Genomic DNA, 15,381 nt, shown 5'->3' with positions numbered 1-15,381 from the left:
AGCCCCACTCCCTACGCGAGCGACAGTGCCTGACCCGGGCAGATGTGCACGGCGGTGCGGGCGTTCTCTTCCGCCTCTTCGCCTTCGGGCTCGGCGTTCAGCACGATGACGGTCCCGTCGTCCTCGCTCTGGTCGAACAGGTCGGGATCGGTGAGCACGCACTGGCCCGCGCCCACACATTTCCCGGTGTCCGCGATGATCTTCATGGCTCCTCCTACCAGGTGACCGGAAGGGCGTGGAGGCCGTAGATCGTCGAATCGTGCTTGAACGGCAGTTCGTCGACCGGAACGGCGATCCGGAGGCCCGGTACTCGCCGGAACAACGTATCGAAGACGATCTGGAGTTCCAACCTCGCCAAGTTCTGGCCGAGACATTGGTGCACCCCGAATCCGAAGGCGACGTGATGCCGGGCGCCGCGTTCGATGTCGAAGGTGTCCGGGTTCTCGAAGCCATCCGGGTCGTGGTTGCCCGCGTTGCTCAGCCCGACGACGCCTTCACCCGCGCGGATGAGCGTTCCGCCGATCTCGACGTCCGCCGTGGCGAAGCGTGAGGTCGCCGTCTCCGCGATCGTGAAGACCCGCAGGAGTTCCTCGATCGCGGCGAGGGTCTTGCCCGGGTCCGCCTTGATCTTCGCCAGCTGATCGGGGTTCTCCAGCAGGGTCACCGTGCCGAGCGAGATCATGTTCGCCGTGGTCTCGTGCCCGGCGATGAGCAGCAGGAACGCCAGCCCGACCAGTTCGCCGTGGTCGGCCTCGCCCGTTTCCCGCTGCTTCAGGATCTGACGGCCGAGGAGGTCGTCCTCGGTGGCGTCCGATTCCTTCTTGGTGACGAGTTCGTCGAGATAGTTCTCGAGGGATTCGAACGCGGTCATCCGTTCTTCGGCGGTGACCTCCCGGCTGAGCATCCTGGAACTGCAGGACTGGAAGAACTCGTGGTCCGAATAGGGGACGCCGAGCAGTTCGCAGATCACCAAGGACGGGACCGGGAGGGAAAGCGCCTGGACGAGATCCGCGGGTTTGGGGCCCGCGAGCAGGGCGTCGAGATGTTCGTCGACGATCTGCTGAATACGCGGTTGAAGCGCTTTCATGCGCTTGACGGTGAATTCCCCGACGACGTCCCGCCTTGCCCTGCTGTGTTCCGGCGGGTCCATCGCGATGAGGGACGGGCGGAACGGCTTGTCCTCGCGGCGGATCTGCCGCGCGACCATCAGCGGGAACGACGGACTCTGCCGGTCGGAACTGAAATGCGGGCTGCTCAGCATTTCGCGGATGTCTTCGAGCCGGGTGAGCGCCCAAGCCGTTTGCCCGGACGGAAGACCGACCCGGGAAACCGGACTTTCCCGGCGAAGCCGTTCATATTCGGGCGGCGGCGAAAACGGGCATTTCCGGACCAGTGGCAAGGTCGCGGTGGTTTCCTCGACGTCGGTCATCGGGTTGTCCTTCCCCAGATGTCGGGTGGGTTCGGGCGAAATCGGACAGGGGCCCCAAAAAACGTATGCGGACGGATCCATTCCGTTTATGTCACCAAGGTACTCAAGCGGAGGCGGGTCGTCCACTCGCGAAGGGGTGGTTTCGCGGGAGGCGTGAAGGGCATGCCCTTACGTGCGAGAATCACGGCCCTGAAGGACCCTTCGAGAGGCGAGGATCATGACAGCCGACCCCGAGACCCGCTTGCGCGCCGACGCGCGCCGGAACCGGGATCAGATCCTGGCCGCCGCGAGAGTCATCTTCGCCGCCCAAGGCGCCGAGGTCCCGATGGAGGAGATCGCGCGCTCGGCCGGTGTCGGCGTCGGCACCCTGTACCGGCGGTTCCCGGACCGCGACGCGCTGATCCGGGCGGTCGCCGTCGACAACTTCGACCGGGTCCTGAGGGACGCGAAGGCGGCGAGGGATCAGGAGGCCTCGGACTGGGAGGCGCTGATCCGGCTGCTGCACCAGTCGATGGAGTTGCAGCTGAGCATCCAGCTCGCGATGGTGTCGCCCCGGGCGCTGGCGATCCTGAAGAGTGATCCCGCGATCAAGGCATTGCGTGACGAGTTACTCCTGGTGATGGACGCTTTCGTCCGCGGGGCGCAGGCCGAAGGCAAGCTCCGGACGGACGTCGCCACCGGTGACGTCGCGATCCTGTTCGCGACGTTGCTGCGGCAGATGCCGGGCAAGGGCGAGGAGGTCGCGCGGATGGCGACGAGGCGGTGCATCGGGATCATGATCGACGGCCTGCGGGCCGTCGGCACGAACGAGCCGCTGCCGGGACGGGCGCTGACCGGGGCCGATCTGGATCCGTGAGGTCTTGATGCGCGTGAAGGCCCCCTTCCCTCGGCTCAGCCGAGGGAAGGGGGCCTTCACGCGCTACGCGGTCAGGTGTCCAACTGTCCGAAAGGGGTGGGTCAGACGCCCAGCGGGTGCCAGACGGTCTTCGCCTCCAGGTAACGCCGAAGCCGCGCTATGTCGGCGTCGGCGGTCCAGTCCGGCTCGGTGTCCGGAACGGTCAGAACCCGCTTCACGGTGCCCGCCGCCTCACGCGCCAGGTCCGCCCGCGCGGACGGCTCGGCACCTGTCGGGTCGAGGGCGTTGACGTCCCCGTGCGACGCGAGCCACGGGCCGAGCTCCGACGCGCGGCCGGTCAGGATGTTCGCGACGCCGCCGGGCAGGTCGGACGTCGCGAGTACCTCCGAAAGCGTGATCGCGGGCAGCGGCCGGTCCGCGCTGGAGACGACCACCGCGGTCGAGCCGGTCGCCAGCACCGGGGCCAGCACGCTCACCAGGCCCAGCAATGACGACTCCTGCGGCGCCAGCACACCCACGACGCCGGTCGGTTCCGGCACGGTGAAGGAGAAGTACGGGCCCGCGACCGGGTTGGCCCCGCCGAGCACGGTCGCGATCTTGTCCGTCCAGCCCGCGTACCAGACCCAGCGGTCGATCGAGGCGTCCACAATGGACTGTGCCTTCTTCGCCGCGACGCCTTCGGACGCCGAAACCTCCGCGACGAACTGTTCGCGGCGGCCTTCCAGCATCTCCGCCACCCGGTACAGCACCTGGCCGCGGTTGTACGCGGTCGCCGCCGACCAGCCGCCGAAAGCCTTGCGGGCGGCCGAAACCGCGTCACGGACGTCCTTGCGGGACGCGTGCGAGGCGTTCGCCAGGAACTTGCCCTTGGTGTCGGTGACCGGGTACACGCGGCCGGATTCCGAGCGGGGGAACTTGCCGCCGATGTAGAGCTTGTAGGTCTTCGCCACCGAAATACGGTCAGACATCGAGATAGGCCTCCAGTCCGGTGCGTCCGCCTTCGCGGCCGAAACCCGACTCCTGGTAGCCGCCGAACGGCGCGGCGGGATCGAAGCGGTTGAACGTGTTGGCCCAGACGACGCCGGCGCGGAGCTGGTTCGCCATCCAGAGAATGCGCGAACCCTTCTCGGTCCAGATTCCGGCCGAAAGCCCGTACGGCGTGTTGTTCGCCTTGGTGACGGCCTCGTCCGGCGTGCGGAAGGTCAGCACCGAAAGCACCGGGCCGAAGATCTCCTCGCGGGCGATGCGCATCGACTGCTGGACGTCGGAGAACACCGTGGGAGCGAAGAAGAAACCGCGTTCCGGCACCGGGCACGGGCTGGTCCAGCGCTGCGCGCCCTCGGCGTCGCCGGACTCCACGAGCCCCTTGATCTTCGCGAGCTGCTCGGCGGAGTTGATCGCGCCGATGTCGGTGTTCTTGTCCAGCGGGTCGCCCAACCGCAGCGTCGAGACGCGGTAGCGCAGCTTCTCGAGCAGCTCTTCGGCGATGGACTCCTGCACCAGCAGCCGCGAGCCGGCGCAGCAGACGTGGCCCTGGTTGAAGAAGATCCCGTTGACGATCCCTTCGACGGCCTGATCCAGCGGGGCGTCATCGAAGACGACGTTCGCCGCCTTGCCGCCCAGCTCCAGCGTCAGCTTCTTCGCGGTGCCCGCGATCTGACGCTGGATGGCCTTGCCGACCTCGGTCGATCCGGTGAAGGCGACCTTGTTCACGTCGCCGTGGCCCACGAGCGCGGCGCCGATGTCCCCGGCGCCGGGCAGGATGTTCACCACGCCGGGCGGGAGTTCGGCCTGCTGGCAGATCTCCGCGAACACGAGCGCGGTCAGCGGCGTGGTCTCCGCGGGCTTGAGCACCACGGTGTTGCCGGTGGCCAGCGCGGGCGCGATCTTCCACGCCAGCATCAGCAGCGGGAAGTTCCACGGGATGACCTGGCCCGCGACACCGAGCGGCTTCGGGTTCGGGCCGTAGCCCGCGTAATCGAGCTTGTCGGCCCAGCCGGCGTGGTAGAAGAAATGCGCGGCGGCCGTCGGCACGTCGGAATCGCGCGATTCCTTGATCGGCTTGCCGTTGTCGAGGCTTTCCAGCACGGCCAGCTCCCGCGACCGCTCCTGGATCAGGCGCGCGATGCGGAACAGGTACTTGGCGCGTTCGGAGCCCGGCATCTTGGACCAGACGTTGTTGTACGCCTTGCGCGCGGCCTTCACCGCACTGTCCACATCGGACACCGACGCGGTGCCGACCTCGGCGAGCACCTCTTCGGTGGCCGGGTTGATCGTCTTGAGCGGTTCACCCGAGCCGTCGACGAATTCGCCGTTCACGAACGGCCGGTAATGCGGTTTGAGGTTCGCGAGGTCGCGCGATTCGGGCGCGGGCGCGTACTCGAAGATGCCCATGGATCAGTCCACCGTCACGTAGTCGGGACCGCTGTAGTGGCCGTCGGCCTGGGTGCGGCGCTGCAGCAGGAGGTCGTTGAGCAGGCTGGACGCCCCGAACCGGAAGAGATCCGGGTTCAGCCACTGCTCGCCGGCGACCTCGTGCACCGCCACCAGGTACTTGATCGCGTCCTTGGTCGTCCGGATGCCACCGGCCGGTTTGACGCCGCGCAGTTCACCGGTCTGGACGAACCAGTCGCGGACGGCCTGCAGCATCACGTGGGTGACCGGCAGCGTCGCGGCGGGCGAGACCTTGCCGGTGGAGGTCTTGATGAAGTCGCCGCCCGCCAGCAGCGCGAGCCAGGACGCGCGGCGGACGTTGTCGTAGGTGGCGAGCTCGCCGGTTTCGAGGATGACCTTGAGGTGGGCGCTGCCACAGGCGGCCTTGATGGCCTGGATCTCCTCGAAGACCTCCAGATAGCGGCCTTCCAGGAACGCGCCGCGATCGATCACCATGTCGATCTCGGCGGCGCCGGCGTCGACGGCGATCTTGGTGTCGGCAAGCTTGATCTCGCGGCTCGTGCGGCCTGCCGGGAAGCCGGTGGCCACACTCGCGACATGGATGCCGGTGCCGCGAAGCGCCTCGACAGCCGTCTCGACCATGTCCGGGTACACGCACACGGCCGCGACCCGCGGGGTGTCCGGGCGTTCCGGATCCGGCCGCATGGCCTTCGCGGCGAGCGCGCGGACCTTGCCCCGGGTGTCGGCGCCTTCGAGGGTCGTCAGGTCGACCATCGAGATAGCGGTGTCGATCGCCCAGAGCTTGGCGGCCTTCTTGATGCTGCGCGTGCCGAGTCCGGCGGCCCGCTGCTCGACGCCGACCTGGTCGACACCAGGCAGCCCGTGCAGGAACCGGCGCAGGCTCGCCTCGTCGCGAGTCGCGTCCGCCAGCGGCGACGGGGTGGCCGTCGCCGCTGACGAGCTGGTCGTAGCTGTCATACGGGTGAGTGTAAGCGGCCTACAGGCTGGGCACCGGGGCCTGGGCGACCGCCCTGGTCGGGACCACCGGCGAGCAGAACTCGGAGATCATCGGCAGCTGACGCTTGAGCGCGGCTTCCGGCGACGCGGTGAGGTCCACGGTGGCCAGCGTGGAGATGTTCTTGCCGGAGTCGTCGTGGAAGCTGAGGGTGGCGAAGCCGGGCAGGTCGCCGCCGTGGCCCCAGATCGAGATCTCCTCGGCGCAGGCACCCGCGGCCTTGAGGTTCAGCTTCATCAGGCCGAGGCCGTACTCCATGCCACCGCCCACCGGGACCGTCTTCCTCATCTCCGCCACCAGCTCGGCGGGCAGCAGGCGCCCGCCGAGCAACGCCTCGAAGAAGCGGTTGAGGTCCTTGGCCGAAGACACCATGCCGCCCGCGCCGAAGTAACGCGAGTAGTTGTAGGTGGTGACGTCGGTGAGGCCGCGCGGCGCGTCGTACAGCTGCTCGTAGCCGCGGGCTGCAGGGCGGAGCAGGAACGGGAAGTCGCGGGGGAGCGAGGTGTCGCGCAGGTGCAGAGGCCCGGTGACGCGCTCGGCGAGCGCGCGTTCCAGCGGCTTCCGGGTGACCTTCTCGACCAGCAGGCCGAGGACGTTGTAGCCGGTGTTCGAGTACGCCCAGCCCGTCCCGGGTTTGAACTGCAGCGGCTGCTTCGACACGCTCAGGCGGATCTGGTCGTCGCTGTCGAAGTGCTCGAAGCGTTCGGTGTCGACCTCCGGCCCGGACGCCCAGGTGTCCTCGGGAGCCAGGTCGCGCGGGAGTCCGCTGGTGTGCTGCAGCAGCTGGCGGACGGTGATCGGCTCCGGATAGGGCAGCAGCCCCGGCAGATAACGCTGGACGGGCTCGTCCAGCCCGACCCGCTTTTCCGCCACGAGCTGCAGAGCCAGCGTCGCGACGAACACCTTCGACACACTCGCGATCCGCCAGCGGCCCGACGCGTCGGGCTTGCCCGGCCGGTCGATGCTCGCGACGCCGCTGACGCCGCGGAATCCGTCGGAGACGGCGACCATGCCGGGGATGCCCGCGGCGACCGCCGCGTCCATCGCGGCCTGGCGTGGATCGGTCTTCTCGGCGGCCACCGCCGGGACGGCGGTGACGGAAAGCAGTGCGGCACAAACGATCGCGACGAAACTTCGGCGCATGTGGTGAACCCCCCAGTTCAGGTCAGGTCAGGTCAGGCTTCCAGTTCGGGTACGTCCTTTTTACGCGGTTTCCGCTTCACGACGACGCCACCCCAGAACGCCAGGCCGGTGATCTTCACCGTCGGCGCGGTCGGCGGCGCCGGGGGAGTCCCGGCGCGATCCTCCAGTTCGAAGGCGCCCATGAAGCCGATTCCGGTGACGTCCACGTTGATGTCGTCGGGCACGATGATGTCGATCCCGCCCATGATCGCGACCGCGGTGATCGTCGAATGCTTCTCGGCGAACCGCGCGTGCCGCAGATCGAGCTCGGCGCCGCCCCAGAACGCGAAACTGTTGTGCTGCGGCGGGACCACCCAGCTGCCCTTGCGCGACGCGCCCGACATGACGGCGATCGAGGCGCCGGAGCCCGGATGCCCGCCGATCCGGTCGTCGGGCAGGCCCAGCGCGCGCGAGGTCGCCGGCTCGATCGCCGACCGCGAATGCTGCGGCAGATCCGCGGTGACCGGTTTGAGGTCTCCGACGGTCTTGGCCGCGTAGACGACGGTGAGCCGTTCTTCCAGCTCGTTGATGGTGATGCGCCCTTCGGACATCGCCGCGTGCAGCACCTGCGCGACCTGCTCGCGGTCGGCGTCGGAGATGCGCATCTGTTCGGGGCCCGGCAGGGCCGGCTCTTCACTCACCTGGAGGAGCCTAGCGCCGAGGAGAAGGCCAAGCGTCCATCTTCTGGTCGACAGTGGCATCCTCCCGTGATGGGGAACTCACTACCCGGCGCCGTCGAGCTGCCGGACGGGATCAAGGTACGAGGACGGGGCCTGGGTCGCCCCTGGCCAGACGGGCCCTCGCCGGATTTCGGACTGTATTTGGGCGGCTCGAAGCTGCGCCGGGCACACGATCACAAAATGAACTGGGAGCGGGCGTGGATCCGCTGGCCCGACTTCCTCCTGCCGACGGACTGGGCGGACGCGCGGCGCCGGATCGTCGACCTGCACAGCCGGGCGGCGGCGGGCGAAGGCGTCGAGGTCGCCTGTTACGGCGGAGTGGGGCGGACCGGCACGGTGCTGTCCTGTCTCGCCACCCTTTCGGGGCTGAGCGCGGACGAGGCGGTGGCGTGGGCGCGGGCCAACCACGACAAGCGTTCGGTGGAGACGCCCTGGCAGCGCCGCTGGGTCGGCTGGTTCGCGCGGCAGGCGTGACGGGCTAAATTGACCGGCATGGATGTGCACGTCGTTGATCACCCGCTGGCCAAGGCCAGGCTCTCCACCATGCGCGACGCGCGCACCGACAGCGCGGCCTTCCGCGCGGCGCTGCACGAACTGACCGTCATGCTGGTGTACGAAGCCACGCGCGACATGCCCGTGCGGATCGAGCGGATCCACACCCCGGTGGCGCGCACCGACGGCTACGCGCTGGCGAGCCCGCCGCTGCTCGTGCCGGTGCTGCGGGCCGGGCTCGGGATGGCGGACCAGGCGCACAAGCTGATCCCGGACGCCCAAATGGGTTTCGTCGGCCTCGCGCGCGACGAGGAGACGCTCAAGCCGACGCCGTATCTCGAGTCGCTGCCCGAATCGCTCGCCGACCGGCCGGTGATGGTGCTCGACCCGATGCTGGCGACCGGCGGGTCGATGGAGTACACGATCCGGCTGCTCACCGATCGCGGCGCCACCGACGTCACCGCGATCTGCGCGCTGGCGGCTCCCGAAGGCATCGAGCATCTGAAGAAGACCGGCCTGCCGCTGCGGGTGGTGACCGCGAGCATCGACGAGCGGCTGAACGACTCCGGGTTCATCGTGCCGGGTCTCGGTGACGCCGGGGATCGGCAGTACGGGGCCGTCTGACACCGCCGGATCGCGTTTAGCCCGCTAAACGCGATCCGGCCGGTTCGCAACAACTCCGCCTTCGCCGGCCACTGACAGGTGTGACCAGAACAGTGACCGGAACGGTGGGGGTGCCGGTGGACTCGTGCGAACCTCCTCCCGACAGGAGCGACACGGAGCTTTGGCGGGCGGCCGCGGGCGGTGATCACGCCGCGTTCACCGAGCTGTTCGAACGGCATGTGCAGCCGGTGTGGAACCACGCCTACCGGCTCACCGGGTCGTGGGCGTCGGCCGAAGACCTGACGTCGACGACGTTCCTCACCGCCTGGCGGCGCCGGGCGGACATCACGCTCATCCGCGAAAGCGCGTTGCCCTGGCTGTACACCGTCGTGGGCAACCTCGCGCGCGGCGAACACCGCAGTAACGGTCGGCGGCTCCGGCTCGTCCGGCGCCTGCCGGAGCCCCGGTCGGTGTCCGACCACGCCGACACCGTCGTCGACCAGCTCGACGGCGAAGACCGCCTTCGGCAGGTGCTCGCCTTGGTCGCGAAGCTGCCCAAATCGCAGCGGCAAGCCGTCGAACTCTGCCTGCTCGGCGATCTCTCCTCCGCCGACGCCGCCGAACTGCTCGGCGTCGCCGAGGTGACCGTTCGCGCCCACATCTCGCGGGCCCGTACGCAGCTGCGGGCCGCCCTGGAGGAGAAATGACCGACGACCTCGGCCTGCCCGGCAGGCGCGAACTCCCCCCGGAAGTGCTCGACAACCTGCGGATGTCCCTGCGGGAGGGAATGGGGAAACCCGAGCGGCGGCGCTGGCCGATCGTCGCCGCCGCGGCCGCCGTGGTCCTGGTGCTGGCCGGCGCTCTGGTCACGACCGTGCTCATCCGGGAACCGGACGGGCAGGGTCCCGTCGTCGCGAACCCTGACTTCTCCCTCGACTGGCCGAAGGCGGAGGAGGCGATGAACCGGTGCTGGGCCGTCGTCCAGTCCGGGGGAAGGGCCGCGAGCTTCCCGGCGCGGAACGAATGGGTGCCGCGGTTCACCGTCGTTTCGTACTCGGTGACCGTCGTGGCGGTGACGGTGGACGACAAGCCTTTCTTCTGCGAGACCACGCTGATGACGGCGACCGTGTCCGACCCGAACGCCGTTCCCGCCTACACGGAGGGCGCGCGGACCGCGGCCCTGCTGATGACCCGGACCGGGACGATCGCGGGCATCGCCGATCCGGAGTGGCCGAAAGTGGAGTTGACGGGCCAGAACGAAGCGTCACAGTCCATGCGGGACATCCCGGTCTTCCGGCCGGGGAACTTGTTCGTGCACATCGCGCCGATGAAGCCGTCGCGGACCACCTACGCGGTCGGACCCACTCCCGGGGAGCAATCCCGGCCGCCCGAGTACCAGGCGCCGTATCCCCTTCGGCCCGCGCCGGAGCCTGCCGCGTCGAGGCTCGACAAACCGGTGTTCCCGGTTCCCGACCGTGCCATGCCCGCGGGTGAGTTCTTCAAGGTGTGCACGGAGGGAGCGTCGGAAACGGTGGCCGACGAGGACGCCTACCGGGTCGGCGCGTTACTCGAAGGCCAGGATGTCGGGGTGGTCGTCGCTCGCCTGGGTGGCCAGGCCATCGTGTGCCAGGGCGGGCTCGGGTACGCGGACGGGAAGACCGCGTACTACCGGGTCTTCCCCGACCGGCCGCGGTCCACGGGACCTGTGCGCACGTTGCAGGCCGAAACGGTCGGCAGGGTGGACCGGAACGGGAACCGCGTCCCGGTCCGGAACACGTACCTGGGAGTCGTTCCCGAAGCCGCGGCGGTCGTGAAGCTCGACTTCGGGACCGGCACGACGATCGACGCGACGGTCGCGGACGGGACTTTCGCGGCCTGGATCCCCGACGGGGTAAGTGAGGACTTGGAGCACGCGAAGGTGGGCGTCACCGTCCTGGACGCGGCCGGGGTGACTCTGTACCAGGGCGCGCTTCCGCTCTACTGATCGCGTTTAGCCCGCTAAACGCGGGTCGTCCTGCTTGGGGAGCGCGTGAAGGCCCCCTTCCCTCGGCTGAGTCGAGGGAAGGGGGCATTCACGCGCACCGGGTCGCTGGGAAGTACGCACCGGGTCGCCGGGAAGTACATGAAGGGGTCCTTCACGGAGCTAGGCGCAAGGATGGGGCCTTCATGTACTTGCGCGCGTACGGCGTGGCCTGCGGATCGCGTTTAGCCCGCTAAACGCAGGTCGTGCGGGCGGATCGCGTTTAGCCCGCTAAACGCGGGTGGTCCGGGCGGATCGCGATTAGCCCGCTAAACGCAGGTCACCGGCGCAGCCAGCCGGAGGCGTTCGCCCGCAGCGCGGTCTCGTAAGCCGCGCTCACGGTGTACTGCTCCGGAAGGTTCCCGTTCAGCTCCAGCGACACGAGCCCGTGCACGAGCCCCCAGCAGGCCACCGTGACGACCTCGGGCGGCACGTCGAGGAAGACGCCGTCGGCGACGGCCTTGCGGATCGTCCCCTCCAGCGGCGCCATCGTGGCCCGCGCCTGCTCGGACATCTCCTCCGCCGGTTCGAAACCCGGCACCGACTTCGTGAACATGATCGCGTAGAGATGCGGGTCGGCCAGCGCGCTTTCCCGGTACGCGACGCCGAGCCGCACCAGGTCCTCGACCGGGTCGCCGCTCAGCGTGACCCCGGACATCCGGCGGCCGAAGCGCCGGAAGCCCTCGGTGAACAGAGCGCTGACGAGGTCCGTTTTCCCGCCGAAGAGTGAATAGACCGCGGTAGTGGACGTGCCGACGTCGGCGGCCAGTTTGCGGAGGCTCAGCGCCTTGGGGCCGTCGGCCGAGATGAGCTCACCGGCGCGGTCCAGCAGTTTCAGCCGGAGGTTCTCGTCGTGCGTCCTGGGGCGGGGCATGCGCGGAGAGTATCGCAACGCTGTTATCGATCGCTCGGATTCGGAGTTGACCTGGAGCGCACTCCAGGTCGTAGTGTCGTTCGCATGAGCTACTCGATAGCGGAAGCCGCGCGACGTAGCGGACTGTCCATCGACACTCTCCGGTACTACGAGCGCATCAAACTCGTCGAGCCCCCGGCACGGGACGCGGCCGGGCGCCGCGCCTACAGCGATGACGACCTCGGGTGGCTGGCGTTCCTGACCAAGCTCCGCCTGACCGGCATGCCCATCAAGCGGATGCGGGAGTACGCCTCCCTGCGCCACCACGGGGCGTCGAGCGCGGGAAGGCGCAAGGCGATCCTGGTCGACCAGCGCAAATCGGTCGCCGACCGGATCGCCGAGCTGCAGACCTGCCTCGACATCCTCGACTACAAGATCGACCACTACGACCAGGTGGAACGCAAGGTGCTCGGCACCGGAGCCACCGTGGAGGGAATTTCAGCGTGATCAGCACCAGGAGGCTCGGCGGCCTGGAGGTCGGCGCCCAGGGTCTCGGCTGCATGGGGATGAGCCAGGCCTACGGCGTCCGCGACGACGACACGGAGTCGATCGCCACCGTCCACCGCGCCCTCGAGCTGGGCGTGACCCTGCTCGACACCGCGAACATCTACGGCGCCGGAGCGAACGAAGAGCTCGTCGGCCGCGCGATCGCGGGCAAGCGGGACCAGGTCGTCCTGGCGACCAAGTTCGGCATCGTCTGGGATCAGGACGGCGGGATGTCCGCTCGCGGCGACGCGGCGTACGTCAAGCAGAGCTGCGAAGAGTCCCTTCGGCGGCTGAACGTCGACCACATCGACCTGTACTACCAGCACCGCGTCGACCCGAACACGCCGGTCGAAGAGACCTGGGGTGCGCTCGCGGAGCTGATCCAGGAAGGCAAGATCCGTTACGCCGGGATCTCCGAGGCCAGCGCCGAGACGATCCGCCGTGCCCACGCCGTCCACCCGGTGACCGCGCTGCAGAGCGAGTGGTCCCTGTGGACCCGCGGCATCGAAGGTGAAATCCTCTCGACCGTTCGCGAGCTGGGCATCGGCATCGTGCCGTTTTCGCCGCTGGGCCGCGGTTTTCTCACCGGCGGAGTGACGTCGGTGAAGGACCTTCCGGCGGACGACCTGCGCCGCGGGCTGCCCCGGTTCGCCGAGGGCAACTTCGAGCGCAACATGGCGATCGTCGAGGCGCTGCGTGCACTGGCCGAGCAGAAGGGCGTGACCGCCGGTCAGCTGGCGCTGGCTTGGGTGCAGGCGCAGGGTGACGACGTCGTGCCGATCCCGGGCACCAAGCGGCGTAAGTACCTCGAAGAGAACGCCGCCGCGGCGGAGCTGGAACTGTCCGAAGTGGACATCGAGGCCATCGAAAAGGCCGCGCCCGCCGAGGCGTTCGCCGGTGAGCGTTACCCGGAGCGCCTCGCCCGCGCCGCCGGTAAGTGAAACCCCACAGAATTGCGAGAGAGATCATGACGGGTTCCACCCTGCCCACCCGCAGGCTCGGCACGCTGGAAGTCGGCGCGCAGGGGCTCGGCTGCATGGGCATGAGCGAGTTCTACGGCCAGGGCGACGACACCGAATCGATCGCGACGATCCACCGCGCGATCGAACTGGGCGTCACCCTGATCGACACCGCCGACATGTACGGCTTCGGCCGCAACGAGGAACTGGTCGGCCGCGCGCTGGCGGGCAAGCGGGATCAGGTCGTACTGGCGACCAAGTTCGGCATCGTGCGCGACGAGGCGGACCCGTCGAAGCGCGGGATCCGGGGCGACGAATTCTATGTGCGTCAACAGGTCGAGGCTTCGCTTCGCCGGCTGAACGTCGACCACATCGACCTCTACTACCAGCACCGCGTCGACCCGGACGTGCCGATCGAGGAGACCGCGGGCGCGCTGTCCTCGCTGGTCGAGCAGGGGAAGATCCGGCACATCGGGCTTTCCGAGGCCGGTCCGGACACCATCCGGCGGGCGCACGCCGTGCACCCGGTGACGGCCGTGCAGACGGAATGGTCGCTGTGGTCGCGCGACATCGAGAACGAGGTCGTCCCGGTCTGCCGTGAGCTCGGCATCGGTCTTGTGCCGTATTCCCCGCTGGGCCGCGGATTCCTCACCGGCCGCTTCAAGTCCAAAGAGGACTTCGCCGAAGGTGACTTCCGTCAGACGACCCAGCCGCGTTTCGCCGAAGGAAATCTGGAGCGGAACCTGGCGATCGTCGAGGCGCTGCGCGCGCTGGCCGAGCAGAAGGGCGTCACCGCCGGACAACTCGCGCTCGCCTGGGTGCAGGCGCAGGGTGACGACGTCGTACCGATCCCGGGCACCAAGCGCCGCAAGTACCTCGAAGAGAACGTGGCGTCCGTCGGCCTGAAGCTGACCACCGAGGACGTCGCCGCGATCGAAGCGGCGGTCCCGGCCGACGCGGTCGCGGGGGAGCGTTACCCCGAAGCGGCCATGCGCATGCTGTCCCGCTGAACACGACAAAGCCGGCGCCCCGTTCGAGGGGCGCCGGCTTTTCGTTGTCAGAGCGAGGAATTGACCGCGTCGACCACGCCGTCGAGCGCCACGGTCCGCTGCTCACGGGTCGCGAGCCCGCGGACGGTCACGTTTCCGGCGTCCCAGTCTTCCTGGCCGACGATCACCACGGCACGCGCCCCGGCCTTGTCCGCCCGGGTGAGCTCCTTGCCCAGCTTGCGGAGTTCGACGGGGGTGGAAGTGCGCAATCCGGCCTTCCGGAGCCGCCCGGCGACCTCGCGCGAGGCGTCGGTGAGCTCTTCGATCACCGGGATCACCACGACGTCGACCTCGCTGCGCGGCTTCGGGGTGAGGCCGTGCGTGTCGAGGAAGTCGATCAGCGTGACGTCGCCCATGCCGAAGCCGATCCCGGGGATCTGCTGCGACGTGAACAACGACGCCAGGTCGCTGTACCGGCCGCCGCCGAAGAGAGCGCGACGGTTCTCCGGGGAGGTGTCGAAGACCTCGAACACGGTCGACGTGTAGTACGCGAGCCCGCGCACGATCATCGGATCGAACGTGATCAGGTCCGCGGCGCCGCTGTTCAGCACCTTGACCAGGTTCGAGTTCTCCTTGACCTGTTCCGGCAGCTCGTCGAGCAGGGCCGCGCCGGAGGTAAGGATCTCGGTCAGCTTCTCGAACTGCTTGTCGGTCAGCCCGATCTCGGTCGCGGTGTCGCTCAGCTTCGTCCGGTCCGACTTCTCCCAGCGGTCCACCAGGGTGAACACCTGCGGCAGCTGCTCCGCGGTCACGCCGACGATGTCGGTGAGCGCCGACGAGAGCAGGTTCCGGTCGTTGGCCCGCACCTGGAACATGTCCGGGGTCGCGCCGAGCGCGCTCATCATGTCGTGGATCAGCTCGAAGATCTCGATCTCGCAGTTCGCGCTGTCCGAACCGAAGATGTCCGCGTTGATCTGCCAGTGCTCGCGGACCCGCCCGCGCTGCGGCCGCTCGTAGCGGTGGCAGTTCGGGTGGCTGTACCAGCGCACCGGGAACTGCAGCGCTTTGGCGTTGCCCGCGATCATCCTGGCGACCGACGGCGTCATCTCCGGGCGCAGCGCCAGCCGCTCGCCGCCCTTGGTGGTCAGCGTGTACAGCTGCTGGTCCGCGATCTCCTGCCCGGACTTCCGCTCGTAGATCTCCGCGGGTTCGAGGATCGGCCCGTCGTAGCGGAGGAAACCCCGGAGTTCGAGCACGTCGTAGAGATGGCCGAACACCTGCGTCCGGACGGACATCTCGGCGGGCAGGAAGTCGCGGGTCCCCTTGGCGGGGGCTGTCGGCAGGTATTCAGGCACGTCAACAA

The 15,381-nt window shown here is 68.6% G+C and carries 17 protein-coding genes; 8 read left to right on the top strand and 9 right to left on the bottom strand.

The window, feature by feature from the left end:
• Nucleotides 1-11: 11 nt before the first annotated feature.
• Nucleotides 12-206 carry a ferredoxin gene (locus H4W30_RS36695; RefSeq protein WP_126735249.1) on the bottom strand — a complete coding sequence of 65 codons (195 nt, stop codon included), beginning with the start codon at nucleotides 204-206 and terminating at the stop codon, nucleotides 12-14.
• Between the two features lie 8 nt (nucleotides 207-214).
• Nucleotides 215-1,429, bottom strand: coding sequence for a cytochrome P450 (locus H4W30_RS36690; RefSeq protein WP_192746714.1), 1,215 nt, complete (start codon nucleotides 1,427-1,429; stop codon nucleotides 215-217).
• Between the two features lie 217 nt (nucleotides 1,430-1,646).
• Here H4W30_RS36690 and H4W30_RS36685 point away from each other — a divergent pair, with 217 nt between their 5' ends.
• Nucleotides 1,647-2,285, top strand: a complete 639-nt coding sequence (locus H4W30_RS36685; protein ID WP_192746713.1) for a TetR/AcrR family transcriptional regulator — start codon at nucleotides 1,647-1,649, stop codon at nucleotides 2,283-2,285.
• 101 nt (nucleotides 2,286-2,386) lie between these two features.
• Here H4W30_RS36685 and H4W30_RS36680 read toward each other — a convergent pair whose 3' ends face one another.
• The 5 genes from H4W30_RS36680 to H4W30_RS36660 are packed head-to-tail and all read right to left on the bottom strand — an operon-like array spanning nucleotide 2,387 to nucleotide 7,481.
• Complete coding sequence (locus tag H4W30_RS36680) at nucleotides 2,387-3,253, bottom strand: aldehyde dehydrogenase family protein (protein WP_192746712.1); 867 nt, start codon at nucleotides 3,251-3,253, stop codon at nucleotides 2,387-2,389.
• A complete protein-coding gene (locus H4W30_RS36675; protein WP_192746711.1) occupies nucleotides 3,246-4,679 on the bottom strand; it encodes an aldehyde dehydrogenase family protein in 1,434 nt (477 codons plus the stop codon). Before H4W30_RS36675 ends, H4W30_RS36680 begins: the two co-directional genes overlap by 8 nt.
• Before the next feature lie 3 nt (nucleotides 4,680-4,682).
• Nucleotides 4,683-5,657, bottom strand: a complete 975-nt coding sequence (gene deoC, locus H4W30_RS36670) for a deoxyribose-phosphate aldolase (RefSeq protein ID WP_192746710.1) — start codon at nucleotides 5,655-5,657, stop codon at nucleotides 4,683-4,685.
• 19 nt (nucleotides 5,658-5,676) lie between these two features.
• The gene (locus tag H4W30_RS36665; RefSeq protein ID WP_192746709.1) at nucleotides 5,677-6,837 is read right to left on the bottom strand and encodes a serine hydrolase domain-containing protein; all 1,161 of its coding nucleotides are present in this window, start codon (nucleotides 6,835-6,837) and stop codon (nucleotides 5,677-5,679) included.
• A 32-nt stretch (nucleotides 6,838-6,869) separates the two neighbouring features.
• Nucleotides 6,870-7,481 (bottom strand): DUF1707 SHOCT-like domain-containing protein, encoded by a 612-nt coding sequence (locus H4W30_RS36660; RefSeq protein WP_034304666.1) that lies wholly within the window; start codon nucleotides 7,479-7,481, stop codon nucleotides 6,870-6,872.
• Nucleotides 7,482-7,586: 105 nt separating this feature from the next.
• On the opposite strand from H4W30_RS36660, the gene H4W30_RS36655 reads away from it, so the two are divergent.
• The 4 genes from H4W30_RS36655 (at nucleotide 7,587) to H4W30_RS36640 (ending at nucleotide 10,635) form a co-directional block, all read left to right on the top strand.
• Nucleotides 7,587-8,030, top strand: a complete 444-nt coding sequence (locus tag H4W30_RS36655) for a protein-tyrosine phosphatase family protein (protein ID WP_192746708.1) — start codon at nucleotides 7,587-7,589, stop codon at nucleotides 8,028-8,030.
• 18 nt (nucleotides 8,031-8,048) lie between these two features.
• The gene (gene upp, locus H4W30_RS36650; RefSeq protein WP_034304667.1) at nucleotides 8,049-8,672 is read left to right on the top strand and encodes a uracil phosphoribosyltransferase; all 624 of its coding nucleotides are present in this window, start codon (nucleotides 8,049-8,051) and stop codon (nucleotides 8,670-8,672) included.
• Nucleotides 8,673-8,764: 92 nt separating this feature from the next.
• A complete protein-coding gene (locus H4W30_RS36645) occupies nucleotides 8,765-9,358 on the top strand; it encodes an RNA polymerase sigma factor (protein ID WP_192746707.1) in 594 nt (197 codons plus the stop codon).
• On the top strand, nucleotides 9,355-10,635 hold the full coding sequence (locus H4W30_RS36640; protein WP_192746706.1) for a hypothetical protein: 1,281 nt from the start codon (nucleotides 9,355-9,357) through the stop codon (nucleotides 10,633-10,635). The genes H4W30_RS36645 and H4W30_RS36640 overlap by 4 nt, the downstream gene beginning before the upstream one ends.
• 316 nt (nucleotides 10,636-10,951) lie before the next feature.
• On the opposite strand, the gene H4W30_RS36635 is transcribed toward H4W30_RS36640, so the two are convergent.
• The gene (locus H4W30_RS36635) at nucleotides 10,952-11,545 is read right to left on the bottom strand and encodes a TetR/AcrR family transcriptional regulator (protein ID WP_192746705.1); all 594 of its coding nucleotides are present in this window, start codon (nucleotides 11,543-11,545) and stop codon (nucleotides 10,952-10,954) included.
• A gap of 84 nt (nucleotides 11,546-11,629) precedes the next feature.
• Here H4W30_RS36635 and H4W30_RS36630 point away from each other — a divergent pair, with 84 nt between their 5' ends.
• The 3 genes from H4W30_RS36630 to H4W30_RS36620 are packed head-to-tail and all read left to right on the top strand — an operon-like array spanning nucleotide 11,630 to nucleotide 14,039.
• Nucleotides 11,630-12,031 (top strand): MerR family transcriptional regulator, encoded by a 402-nt coding sequence (locus H4W30_RS36630; protein ID WP_192746704.1) that lies wholly within the window; start codon nucleotides 11,630-11,632, stop codon nucleotides 12,029-12,031.
• Nucleotides 12,028-13,011, top strand: a complete 984-nt coding sequence (locus tag H4W30_RS36625; RefSeq protein WP_192746703.1) for an aldo/keto reductase — start codon at nucleotides 12,028-12,030, stop codon at nucleotides 13,009-13,011. The genes H4W30_RS36630 and H4W30_RS36625 overlap by 4 nt, the downstream gene beginning before the upstream one ends.
• 26 nt (nucleotides 13,012-13,037) lie before the next feature.
• Nucleotides 13,038-14,039 (top strand): aldo/keto reductase, encoded by a 1,002-nt coding sequence (locus H4W30_RS36620; RefSeq protein WP_192746702.1) that lies wholly within the window; start codon nucleotides 13,038-13,040, stop codon nucleotides 14,037-14,039.
• 47 nt (nucleotides 14,040-14,086) lie between these two features.
• Here H4W30_RS36620 and hisS read toward each other — a convergent pair whose 3' ends face one another.
• Nucleotides 14,087-15,373 carry a histidine--tRNA ligase gene (gene hisS / locus H4W30_RS36615; protein WP_192746701.1) on the bottom strand — a complete coding sequence of 429 codons (1,287 nt, stop codon included), beginning with the start codon at nucleotides 15,371-15,373 and terminating at the stop codon, nucleotides 14,087-14,089.
• Between the last annotated feature and the right edge of the window lie 8 nt (nucleotides 15,374-15,381).

The organism is Amycolatopsis roodepoortensis (assembly GCF_014873915.1).
Classification (GTDB): domain Bacteria; phylum Actinomycetota; class Actinomycetes; order Mycobacteriales; family Pseudonocardiaceae; genus Amycolatopsis; species Amycolatopsis roodepoortensis.
The sequence above is the reverse complement of the archived record's forward strand: the minus strand, read 5'-3'. Positions and strand labels throughout refer to the sequence as shown.